Origin of the sequence: Acinetobacter sp. TR11 (genome assembly GCF_027105035.1) — a bacterium.
Classification (GTDB): domain Bacteria; phylum Pseudomonadota; class Gammaproteobacteria; order Pseudomonadales; family Moraxellaceae; genus Acinetobacter.
Map to the genome: position 1 here is coordinate 1844214 of NZ_CP114256.1, position 12336 is coordinate 1856549.

Here is a 12336-nt window from a genome sequence, read left to right on the forward strand (position 1 = left end):
GGCGAAAGAGTTATGTCAAATAAGAAAGCTTCTGCTAAGTTCCTTAAACGTCGTATTTGTTATTACCTTACTTCTGGGATAATTACAATTACGATGCCTATGGCTGTTTACTCAGCAGAACAAACAAAAGAACAAGCACCAATGGAAGCAGAATTTGACTCTGTTTTCTTAATGGGTGATGCTAAAAAAGTTGATATTTCACGTTTTAAATATGGCAATCCAGTTCTACCAGGTGAATATAGCGTTGATGTTTATATCAACGGAAATTGGTTTGGTAAAAAACGGATGGTTTTTCGCTCTACTGAACAAAATCAAAATGCTTACACATGTTTTACCGCCAATTCATTACTTGAATATGGCGTAAAACAAGAAGTTTTGGTCAATCGTACCGAAACGACAGCTTCAAATGCGTGTTATAAAATCGAAGAATGGGTAGAAAATGCTTATTACGATTTTGATACCTCACGCCTACGAATTGATGTTTCTATTCCACAAATCGCATTACAAAAAAATGCGCAGGGTTATGTCGATCCGAGTGTCTGGGATCGAGGTATTAATGCTGGCTTTTTGTCGTATAACGGAAGTGCTTATAAAACATTTAACAAATCTTCTGGTCAACAAGAAACGACAAATGCTTTTATTGGTCTAACAACAGGCGCCAACATCGGTGGTTGGCAGTTTAGACATAACGGTCAATGGCAGTGGCAAGATAACAAAGAATCAGAAAAAAAAGGCTCAAATTACGAAGCTGTCAGTAGCTATGCCCAACGTGCTTTTCCAAATTATCGTGGCGTTCTCACTTTAGGTGATAGTTTTACTAACGGCGAAATTTTTGATTCTTTTGGGTATCGTGGTGTCGATTTTTCTAGTGATGATCGGATGCTGCCAAACAGTATGACTGGTTATGCGCCTCAGATCCGTGGTAATGCAAAAACTAACGCAAAAGTTGAGATTCGACAACAAGGTCAATTGATTTATCAAACCACTGTAGCTCCTGGACGTTTTGAAATTAATGACTTATATCCGACTGGATTTGGCGGCGAACTCGAAGTTTCAGTTATTGAATCAAACGGTGAAATTCAAAAATTCGCTGTGCCTTATGCCTCAGTTGTTCAAATGCTACGTCCCGGTTTAAGCCGTTACTCGCTCACAGCAGGTGAATTTCGCGACCGAGATATAGATTTAACGCCGTGGGTAACACAAGGTAAATATCAGCGCGGTGTTAATAACTACCTAACAGCATATACTGGTTTCCAATTAGCAGAAGATTATGGGTCTGCACTCGTCGGAGCTGCTTTTGCTACACCAATAGGTGCAATTTCTCTAGACGTAACACACTCACAAGCAGATTTCAAAAAACAAGAGTCCCAATCTGGTCAGAGTTTTCGCTTAAGTTACAGTAAATTAATTGCTCCAACGGATACGAATTTAACTCTTGCAGCATATCGCTACTCTACAGAAAACTATTACAACCTTCGTGATGCAATTTTAATTCGTGACCTTGAAGAAAAAGGCGAAAATACTTATGCCGTTGGTAAACAACGTAGTGAGTTCCAAATTACGCTGAACCAAGGACTACCTGAAGGTTGGGGGAATGTCTATGTTGTTGGTTCATGGATTGATTATTGGAATCGTAGCGAATCGACTAAGCAGTACCAAATTGGTTATAGTAATAATTATCAGAGTATTACGTACGGTATTTCAGCTGTAAATCGCCAAATAGAATACGGCTCAAATCGTAGTGACCAAGATACTGAATATTTAGCGACAATCTCCTTCCCGCTAAGCTTTAAGAAAAACTCTGCGAACGTGAATACCACCATTGCAGATAATAATCGTACTGTGGGTGTAAGTGGCGTGGTGGGTGATCGTTTCAGCTACGGTGCGAGTATGTCTCACCAAGATCGCAATGATCCTAGCTTTAACGTCAATAGTCGTTATAGAACTAATTTTGCAACAGTCGGCGGATCTTATAGTTATGCAGAAGACTATCAACAAGCAATGTTAAGTTTAAGCGGTAGTATTGTTGCACATTCTCAAGGCATCTTATTTGGACCAGATCAAGGGCAAACCATGGTTCTAGTCTATGCACCAGACGCTGCAGGTGCAAAAGTCGGTAATACCGTTGGTTTAAGTATTAATAAAGCGGGCTATGCTGTTATTCCTTATGTTACACCATATCGTTTAAATGACATTACCCTTGACCCTCAAAACATGTCTACAAATGTTGAACTAGAGGAAACTAGCCAACGTATTGCCCCCTTTGCAGGTGCAATTGCAAAAGTAGATTTTTCAACAAAAACTGGTTATGCAATCTATATCCAAAGCAAACAGGCAAATGGAGAAAGTTTACCTTTTGCTGCTCAAGTCTATAACAAAGATAAAGAAGCTGTGGGCATGGTTGCACAAGGAAGCCTAATTTATGTTCGAACAAAATTACCTCAAGATACGCTTTACGTTAACTGGGGTGATGAAGCGTCTGAGCAATGTCAGGTAAGCTATGATGTTCGTTCTCAATTAGATAAAAATCAACAAAATATGATCATGACTGAGGCAATTTGTAAATGAAGAAAATTCTAATTACTGGTGCTTTATTTACGGCAGGTTTTGGTTTTAATACGGCGGCCAATGCATTTTGTACACTCAGCCCAGGCTTCAGTACAGTTGATATTTCTATGGCTGTAGGTCGCGTGGTTGTGCGCCCAAGTGATCCTGTTGGGACTATTTTGCGTAAAGCAACGTTTCCAATCAATCCCAATGGCTCAACATTAAGATGTAATTCACGTGCTGATCGAATTTACGCAGATTTATCGCAAAGATATCCAATTAGTCCTTTAGGCGATAGTATTTATTCAACCAATATTGCAGGAATCGGTATTCGACTATATCGTGAAGCCGAAAATGCAACCAATTTCTCTGGATATTATCCCTACTCGCGCAGTCTATCACCTGGAACACTTTACAATTTAGCACAAGGCTACTTTGTTGTTGAGATTGTTAAAACAGCATCACAAACTGGATCTGGTGCCCTTGTTCCGGGTAGATATAGTACCTATTACGTGACTGGACAAAACAGTCGTCCATTTTTAACCAGTACTGTTTATGGTAACGCCATTACTATTGCTTCTTCTTCCTGTGAGCTACAAGGCAACATCAATAAAACAGTTCAGCTTCCAACGGTAATGAAATCTGGTTTTAAAGGGGTTGGTTCGACTCAAGGTGAACAAGTATTTGATCTGAATATCTTATGTAATGGCGGTATCAACCCAACAGGTTACGAAGAAAAAACTCAGGTTAGTTTAAGCTTCGATTACACCCAAGATGGCAGTAATAACCAAGTTTTAACCAATACCGCACCGACTGCAACGAAAGCGAATGGTGTTGGGGTTCAACTGATCTCAAATTACCAAAACATCAATAAGGTGATTGCTCGTGGCGACAAACTTGCACTGGGTACGGTTAAATCAAATGAAGTCATTCAATACAATGTTCCATTAGCTGCTCGTTACTATCAAACAGCAACAACTGTCACTGCTGGAACTGTAAGAGCGATGGCAACGGTTACCATTCAGTACGATTAAAACTTTAATTCCAAATTCACCCAACCCCAAATCTAGTCATGGCCTTGGGGTTTTTATTTATTTGAAATAAATCACACTAAATAAAAAAATATTGATACTGTATATACAATTAAAAACACGCCAAAATTATCACTACCCAAGAAAAATTAAACATACATCACATTTTAAATAAATATTTTTATCATAATTAATTTCAATATTGCCTTAATAATAAATTTCATGTTAATTAATAATAAATACATTATATAAAGGAAATATTCATGTATAAAAATATTTATAAAATTCTATTGGGTTCATCATTAATTGCATTTACTTCGATGGCTTATTCAGCAAATACCATTCAAATCAGTGGAAGTATTGTTGAAGATACATGCTCTTTAAATCAAAGCAACAAAGACTGTGAATTAGCTAACATTTCAAACAAGAAAAATGAAGAAATAGTGAGTTTAATCCAAAATTTAAAGAACAAATCACAGAAAAACTATACAACTGAGATTAGTATTGAACAATTACCTGACCAAAAAAGTACAGTTATAACTGCTAATTATTACTAAAAATAAATATCAGAATAAAAAATAAAATGTGATACAATTTGCATTTTATTTTTTTATTTCATAAATATTGATTTTAAACCCATTATTATATTTTATATAAAACAGCACAAAACCAATAATTAATTAAAATTATCTAAATAATCAAAAAATATTTTAGCTCAAATATTTAGTGCCACAATTAAAAACCTATATTTTATTAGCGCTAACAACAATATCAATTATCATTATCAATTCTTTATTTAATAAAACTTATCAGATTTAAAAAAACGATCAAAAATAAATAATTTCAATAAAAACAATATTTTAAAAAATACAGAACTGTTTTTATAGGACATGTATTGACCATATAAACCCTTTTCTGTAATTTCTTATCGGAAATATACTTTATAAATAATTTTAAAAATAATAAGGGATAAATATGGACCATCTAATAAAATCAATTACGTCTGAGAATGCACCTTGTGTAGACTGTTCTACTGACCCAATTGAATCTCTAAAAGCAATGTTCGTAGATATGGTACAAGCTGGACGTATTGCCAAAGGTCAATGCCCTGCTATGCGTCCTGTATTTCTGAAACCCCACGGTGTGGCAGCAGCAGAATTCGTTGTTCGTAGTGATCTCCCTGAAAATTTGCGTGTTGGTCTATTTGCAAATTTAGGCAAAAGTTATCCAACATGGATTCGATTTTCATCAGATACCACACCGACACGAACAGACTATAAATCCACACTGGGTATCGGGATTAAATTATTTGATGTTGATGGGGAAAAATTACTCGGCAATCCTCATACCGATACCTTCGACTTCATCTTACAAAACTTTGATGCATTCTTTGTTGATACAGCTAAAGATATGTGCGAATTTACCAAGGCTGGCGTTGTTGATGGGGATTATGATCCATATCTTAAGGCACACCCAAAGACGTCTGAATTGCTTGATGCAATGGCAAAACCAGTCGCAAGTGTATTAGCATCACCCTATTGGAGCGGTTTACCTTTCCGTTTTGGAGAGGATCAATATGTCAAATATAAAATTGAACCGACATTCTATTTAGATCCCCCTACTCACTCACCGAATGATCCCTCATATCTCGCCACGGACCTGAATACTAGATTAAAAAATTCAGAAGCTCATTTTCGATTCATGATTCAGCTAAGAACTGTTCCAGAACGAATGCCTTTAGATGAAGCAACTGTAGTCTGGCCGGAAGATCTGAGTCCACCTATCCATGTTGCGGATATTATTATTCCTATTCAAGATATCAGCGCACGTGGTCAAGCAGAATACGGCGAAAATCTAGCAATGAATATCTGGCGTGTGACAGCAGAACATGCTCCTGTCGGTTCTATTGCTGATGCGCGCCGTGTGGTTTATGCAGCCTCTGCAGAATTACGTCGTAATGTTAATGGTGTGCCACAAGGTGAACCAGACACACCTCGTCCATTAATATCACCTGCAAATGCTGTTGATACGGATACTGTTCGTGCAGCAATTCATCCTGCTATTGGAATTGCACGGGTTGGTGATAGCATAAACGAGTTTTTTATTGGACCTGAAGTTGTCGATGCACCAGCCGATTTAAATCAACCACCTAATTCTTATCGTGATGCTACAGGTGCAATTAAAAGACAGGCAGCCCGTTTTCGCATTTATGGTTACAACGCAGCAGGCGAAGTGGTACGCGAATTAACTCCTGATAATGCAGATATTGTTTGGACTGTACACGTTGCGAATCGCAAAGCCGAATGGTATCAATTCCAATATGCACTTGATATTCCAGAAGCTGTGAATGCTCCAGATAATGCTTTTACATTACGTAATCCAACCGTAAAAGATCGTAAAAAATTAGCAATTGATCCAGGACCGCGCAGTATTTTTGGTCGTAATGTATCAGGTGGTGCTGAACATCGTTTTGATACAGGTACGTTTCAAGCTGCTGCTGATCAGCCCGTTACCGTACCTCTTGGAGAAATTCAAACTGATGAAAATGGTCGTTTAATTTTCTTAGGAGGACACGGTAAAGCAGCTTCACCAACTGATGCACCTGTATATGACCCAGAAAACCCACCAAGCTTTAACAACGCCAATGACTGGTATGATGACACTTCAGATGGTCCAGTAACAGCAACGGTGTCAATTAATGGAATTAGTATTCCTGTTGAATCGGCTTGGGTTGTTGTAGCTCCACCCAATTACGCACCCGATGTTGTAAGTTGGAGAACAATGTATGACCTGATGTGTGATGTTTATGTTAATGCTGGCTGGATGAGTATGCCTGAAACGCCTTCATTTACTAAAGACATTTTACCTCTATTACAACGTCTAGGTGGCTTACAGTGGGTAAACAAAGGCTTTGCAGCTTATTTCGGTAAAGGTTGTCCAATGGATTTCACTAATCCGTCTTTGTTAGCCAAGTTGTCATTTAAACCTGAGCAAGCTACTGATCTAGACCCATATAGCGAATTACGTCGTGCGATTCTTCATAGCTTCAGACCATTAAAACCGTCAGTTGCTGAACCAGTAACATGGCCACATATCTGGCCTTGGATTTATGGTGATGCTTTTGGTAGTTTCCCTGAAAATGGTACAGGTAACATGCTCACCATGACAGGCCTACAACAAGGAATCTTACAGCATTGGGTAAATGGTAAATTTATCAATGATTGGACAACTGAAACACCTACAGTACCGACATCAATTGATCAAGTACCATTAGCACAACAACCAAACATGCTCGATCAGGCCGCTTTACATTATTGTTTGGCAGATACATTCCACCCAGGTTGTGAAATGACTTGGCCAATGCGTCATGCCAGTATGTACAGTGCCCCTTTCCGTATTCGATTACGTCCAAGTTCAGAACCAGAGCCTTATTATGGTTCGACCATGACCCCGATTAAAGTACAACAGGTTGATGGGCCATTGTATGCACAAACTGCTGGAAGCATAACAAGATGGATGGCAATTCCATGGCAAGGTGATACTGCATTCTGTCGTTCAGGCTATGATCCAGACTTTGATCCATATTTACCAACTTTCTGGGCTGCGCGAGTTCCAAACCATGTATTAACTGAACAAGATTATCAAAAAGTAATGAACCTAGATTTGCCAAGAGAAGAACGAATTGCAGCATTTAATCAACGGCTAAATTGGCTTCGTGCAATTAAAGACGCAAATACAGCAGAAGTAATGCTACGCATGATTGCCCATTTTAATGAGTTGGGTATTGTTGAGGTACGTCCTGGTATCAAAGATGATCCAGATCTTCCTGAATATATTTATGTAGAAACATTAATCGCGGGACAACTCAAAACTGCGGCAGAAAATGCAACCACATTATTGCGCAATATAGCTCGACCACTCACAGAACTTGAGAAAGCTGGATGGGCAGATCAAGAACAGTTGTTGGCTTTCCGTTCTGTTCGTGTACAGAAACGCTAAAATGGGAACGCTCAGTATTGATGTGTGCATAGCAGGTAGTGGCCCTGCTGGCACCATTGCGGCAAGGCAACTTGCACAAGCGGGTCTATCAGTGATGCTGATTGATAGACCTGCACATAAAACACATAAATTTGGTGAGACATTGCCTAGTGCGGCAATTCGTCTACTAAATAAATTAGGGCTTTCTTCTCTGACAGAACAATTACAAACTGCGAGTCATAGCAATGTGACCCACTCAGAGCGTGTCGGTGGCAATATGACTTTTTGGGGAAGTAATATCTTATCAACCACAGATTATATCCATGACCCTTATGGCTTTGGATTAAGAATTAATCGTAAAAATTTTGATGAGCTACTCAGAAATGAAGCACTCTTAAGCGGAGCGAGATTCTATCCATCAGATGTTGTAGGCCTAGAAAAACATAATGATATATGGAAAATCAGACTTGAAGATGGAAAAACAATCCATTCCAAATGGATTGTCGATGCAACAGGTCGCAGTGCAAAATTGATTAAACTTCTTGGGCTTGAACGTTACCGTGGAGTTCCATTGGTTGCTTTATACCGTACCTGTACGCCCCAGAAAAATGCAAAACTGAACAGAACCATTATTTCTGCCAGCCAAAATGGATGGGTATACACAGGTAAAATCAATGATCATCAGTGGGTCATTGGATACCATACAACTCCCAAAACAGCTACTCAATTTCATCATGACAATAAACAATGGGATCATCTGATTTCTAAAAATGTCGGTTTATACGATTTATTGGGAAATTTAGAATTTGGTAAAGATATTTTCTCTCATGATGTACGTAGTAGTTGGTTGGAACAGCCAATAGGCAACGGTTGGGTTGCTTGTGGGGATGCATTACTTGCATTTGATCCTATTGCTGGACAGGGTCTGTTCAATGCGCTTTATACAGGTATGAAAGCCGCAGAAGCTATTTTAGCTGCTGAGCATAATGAAAATAACCACAGAAACTACACCACTGAAATCAATAAAATTATCAATACTTATGAAAATCGTCGTTATCTCCTATACAAGCAAGAACAAAGGTGGACTGAGAACCCTTTTTGGCAAGCACACCAAACCGTAGCAAAAACAACTTGATTATGTGGTTATGAACGAAGATTTTATAAGCATATTTTAAAAGTCAGACATAAACATAGCCTATAAAAACCCACATTTCGATAAAAGTTAAATATAAAATCAATAACTAAGAACAGCTTGTATTCTTACTCAAGTTTTGATGTACTAAAATACAGGATAGCAATAATTCCGATAACAACATCTTTTACCACAAAGTGTATCGATCCATCGCACTCAACAATAGCTGCGATGGGATAAGGAGCAAGTAAATGTCAAGTTATATGCCATCGATACGTTACGGTTTGTTGTTATTTGCCATGACTCCTATTTTGATAAACATAAGCGGTTGTTCTAACAATCTTCAGCAAAAAAAAACCATAACGAATATGCATCAACTTCCCTATCCAACCATTGATAGAGAACTCGGTGAAAAATTACAGCCTGACGAAGAAATCATAGCGAATCAAATTACAGAGCAAATTGTTCAATCAATTCGAAGTCAATACTCCTCTGGCAATGCATTGAGAGATGCACACCCCAAAGCGCATGGCTGCGTACGTGCAGAGTTTCATGTATCAAAATCTATACCCAAAAACTTAGCTCAAGGAATTTTTGTTCCTGATAAAACCTATTCAGCATGGATTCGTTTTTCTAATGCTTCTGGTGATGCCACAAGAGCTGATGATAAAAAAGATGCGCGTGGTATGGCAATAAAATTGTTAGGCGTCCCAGGTAAAAAAATCTTGGAAAATGATGAGCAAGCGCTGACTCAAGATTTCATTATGATCAACCACCCTGTATTTTTCGTAGATGAACCTTTACGTTATTTATCTTTTATAGAAGATACAAATAGCAAAAGTACTTTAAAAAAATTGCATATCCCTTTCGCATTAGGTTTTAAAGGAACACTCAACGCATTAGGAGCAAGCAATTCAAAAATATCGAATCCAGTTCAAGCTCGCTATTGGTCGATGGTTCCCTATCAATTAGGATTAGGTGCTAATCGTCAAGCAGTAAAGTATTCGGCAAGACCTTGCTCCCTAAATGCGAATACTATGCCTAACCAATCAGATCCTAACTTTTTGAGGGCAGCTCTACAAGATACCTTAAATAAGAAAGATGTATGTATGGAATTTCTTATACAACCAAGAACATCAAATAAAATGCTTGTAGAAAATTCGATGAATGAATGGAAAGAAGACAAGGCCCCTTTTTATAAAGTTGCAACCATTCATATTCCTCAACAGGTTTTTAATACGCCTGATCAGAATAAATTTTGTGAAAACCTTTCATTTACGCCTTGGCATTCTCTACCTGAACATAGACCATTAGGTGCGATAAATAGATTACGTAAAGTAATATACGAAAATATAAGTATCGTCAGACATGAAATGAATTCTGCTCAGAGACAAGAGCCTAAATAGAAATCGGCTTTATTTGATCCTAGTGATCCTAGTGATCCTAGACAGTATTGTGAAAAACCGATCCCTCTAAATTCTTAAAATATTTCTGCTCAAAAGCTTCAGGGCTTAACCAACCATTTGCAGAATTCCTTCTGATTCGATTGTAATAAATCTCAATACAGTCAAACAAGACAGCATTAGCCTCTTTTCGAGTAGCAAACAGACTCCCATGCACCACATGTCCTTTTAATGTATGAAAAAAACTTTCTGTTACTGCATTATCCCAGCATGAGCAGTGTACTGCGCAAGGCTGCGTGACATGCTTTGAATACAATTATTCGTTAATAATAGTGCTCTAAAATCACGACTACAGTACTGACTGCCTTGGTCTGAATGGACCATGATATTCGTTGGATAGCCTTGACGTGCAAGCGTATAATTAAATGTGTCACACACAAATTGACGGTCTATTTGATGGCTGGTTTGCCAACAAACAATTCGACGACTAAATAAATCGGTGGTGTTTCAAAAAGTATGCTGGCGTTAAACAAATACGTTATTAATGTAAAAGAAAGTCAAATCAAAGGCTTTAAAATGATTTTCGAGCTTTTTAGAAAAGTTGCAACTTCTCCTAAATCCACGCCTGATTCGATGACGAATTCTACAATTGTTACCTTCAATACCGACGGTAAAAAACTTACCCATCACTTGCTTGCAACGTTGAAATGCTGTGATAAAACTATCCCTGTGATCACTCGCAATTCGAGTATATTGAACCCCAAGCTTTTTAAGTCTAGCTTTAAGACGTTGAACCGTTGCTAAATCCCGCTTACCCCAAACATAAGCAACAATTTCTCCAGATTCGCGATGGTAAGCATAAATCAGCCATTGTTTATTTTGCTTATTACCCACAAACGTCCAAAACTCATCTACTTCAAGACATTCGTAATAACTTTGTTGAGCATGAAGCTGATATTCTGATTGACTTAAAGTACGCAATACTTTGCCAATGCTGATACGTTCAACCTCTGCAATATCTCTTACACCACTACCTCTTACCATTAAGTGGAGTATCTTTGTCGTGATACCTGAATGATAACCTTGATAGCTCAGTGCATGGTCACCAATAAATTGACGTTTGCAATCTTTACATTGGTAATTTTGTTTGCCATCCACTTTTTTGCCATTTTTCTTTATACGGTTACTCAGGCAGGCTGGACATTTGATTTGTAGGGTGATTTGTATTTCCTTATTTTATCAAAGTTCAGCTTGTTTTTTTCAGCATACTTTTTGAAACACCACCATTTTTGAAACACCACCAAATTTCAATAACCTAACTCTGCTTTAGTAAATATGCTAAAGCAGTTTGAGATGCCAACTTATACCTTTAAACGTAAATGCAACATATGTGTCGCTATCGTATGACGAATATGATCTGCACGATTTTTAAAATATCGTTCGCTTAAACCATCTCCAGACAGATCTTCAGCTACTTGATAGCCCATTTGATTTACAGCTTGATGTAAAGCTTTAGGACTAAATTGTCCTTTTAAGGGTTCTTTTAAAAAACGTGTGAATTGGGAAACGAACATACTTCCAAAACGTTCTACTCCAGATAATTCACGATAATCAATTGAATAATCCATAACTAATTCACTTTTTGCAGCAGCAATACTGCTAATACTTTTTAAGGTATGAAGTGTCGTTTGCGGTTCAAGATAATGAGTTGTACCTAACCAAGAAAAGAAGGCTGGTTGTTCTACTTGAAAATTGCTCTTTGCTAATGCTTCAGCAATCGACTCTTGTTCAAAATCAATTGCAACAAACTCAACATTGGTTGGAACCTGATCGAACTGAGTCAACTTTTTTTGTTTCTCTGCTTGAGTGTCAGGGTGATCAACTTCAAAAATTTTTAAATGAGGATGTTTTTTTGCTTGTCTCAGTGTAAAAGAATCTAGCCCTGCCCCAACCAATACATATTGTTGGATACCAGCTTCGATAGCCTGCTGCAATAAATCCTCTGCATAACGTGATCGACCCACCACTTGACCCGTTAATAAACCAAGTGTTCGATTAAATATAGAGGAATTCATCACTTTTACGGTCAGAGGCGTTGTTAATAATTTTTTCCAGCCTTTGCTCGTTAATTCAAAGGCATAAGGATCAGAAAATACTGGATTTTCAGCATTTTGAAAGTGATTCGCGCGCAATGCTGCTGCTGCTTCCGCCGTTCGGCTAGATTGTCCTTCTTTCATATTTCTTT

At 38.0% G+C, this 12336-nt stretch carries 8 protein-coding genes and 1 pseudogene; 6 read left to right on the forward strand and 3 right to left on the reverse strand.

All coding sequences use genetic code 11. From position 1 onward, the window contains the following. The first annotated feature begins 12 nt into the window (after positions 1-12). The 6 genes from O1450_RS08990 to O1450_RS09015 all read left to right on the forward strand — a co-directional run bounded on the left by O1450_RS08990 (position 13) and on the right by O1450_RS09015 (position 10094). A complete protein-coding gene (locus O1450_RS08990; protein WP_269228141.1) occupies positions 13-2568 on the forward strand; it encodes a fimbria/pilus outer membrane usher protein in 2556 nt (851 codons plus the stop codon). Then, on the forward strand, positions 2565-3581 hold the full coding sequence (locus O1450_RS08995; protein WP_269228142.1) for a fimbrial protein: 1017 nt from the start codon (positions 2565-2567) through the stop codon (positions 3579-3581). The genes O1450_RS08990 and O1450_RS08995 overlap by 4 nt, the downstream gene beginning before the upstream one ends. Before the next feature lie 260 nt (positions 3582-3841). After that, positions 3842-4135: a type 1 fimbrial protein gene (locus O1450_RS09000; protein ID WP_269228143.1), complete on the forward strand. Its 294-nt coding sequence runs from the start codon at positions 3842-3844 to the stop codon at positions 4133-4135. A gap of 418 nt (positions 4136-4553) precedes the next feature. Then, complete coding sequence (locus tag O1450_RS09005) at positions 4554-7577, forward strand: LodA/GoxA family CTQ-dependent oxidase (protein WP_269228144.1); 3024 nt, start codon at positions 4554-4556, stop codon at positions 7575-7577. A 1-nt stretch (position 7578) separates the two neighbouring features. Next, on the forward strand, positions 7579-8691 hold the full coding sequence (locus tag O1450_RS09010) for a tryptophan 7-halogenase (RefSeq protein WP_269228145.1): 1113 nt from the start codon (positions 7579-7581) through the stop codon (positions 8689-8691). 248 nt (positions 8692-8939) lie between these two features. Continuing rightward, the gene (locus O1450_RS09015) at positions 8940-10094 is read left to right on the forward strand and encodes a catalase family protein (protein WP_269228146.1); all 1155 of its coding nucleotides are present in this window, start codon (positions 8940-8942) and stop codon (positions 10092-10094) included. A 37-nt stretch (positions 10095-10131) separates the two neighbouring features. Here the strand turns inward: O1450_RS09015 and O1450_RS09020 are convergent. The 3 genes and pseudogenes from O1450_RS09020 to O1450_RS09030 all read right to left on the reverse strand — a co-directional run. Next, a pseudogene (locus O1450_RS09020) lies at positions 10132-10589 on the reverse strand (DDE-type integrase/transposase/recombinase); the annotation flags it as partial. Positions 10590-10616: 27 nt separating this feature from the next. After that, entirely contained in the window at positions 10617-11318 is a 702-nt protein-coding gene (locus tag O1450_RS09025) for an IS1 family transposase (protein ID WP_269230449.1), read from the reverse strand. 134 nt (positions 11319-11452) lie between these two features. Continuing rightward, a complete protein-coding gene (locus O1450_RS09030) occupies positions 11453-12328 on the reverse strand; it encodes a class I SAM-dependent methyltransferase (protein WP_269228147.1) in 876 nt (291 codons plus the stop codon). Positions 12329-12336 lie beyond the last annotated feature (8 nt).

Bases quoted from the DNA above. Each gene is read 5' to 3' on its own strand.
- O1450_RS09015 (WP_269228146.1), top strand. From the start codon at position 8,940: ATGTCAAGTTATATGCCATCGATACGTTACGGTTTGTTGTTATTTGCC.
- O1450_RS09010 (WP_269228145.1), top strand. From the start codon at position 7,579: ATGGGAACGCTCAGTATTGATGTGTGCATAGCAGGTAGTGGCCCTGCT.
- O1450_RS08990 (WP_269228141.1), top strand. From the start codon at position 13: ATGTCAAATAAGAAAGCTTCTGCTAAGTTCCTTAAACGTCGTATTTGT.
- O1450_RS08995 (WP_269228142.1), top strand. From the start codon at position 2,565: ATGAAGAAAATTCTAATTACTGGTGCTTTATTTACGGCAGGTTTTGGT.
- O1450_RS09005 (WP_269228144.1), top strand. From the start codon at position 4,554: ATGGACCATCTAATAAAATCAATTACGTCTGAGAATGCACCTTGTGTA.
- O1450_RS09000 (WP_269228143.1), top strand. From the start codon at position 3,842: ATGTATAAAAATATTTATAAAATTCTATTGGGTTCATCATTAATTGCA.
- O1450_RS09030 (WP_269228147.1), bottom strand. From the start codon at position 12,328: ATGAAAGAAGGACAATCTAGCCGAACGGCGGAAGCAGCAGCAGCATTG.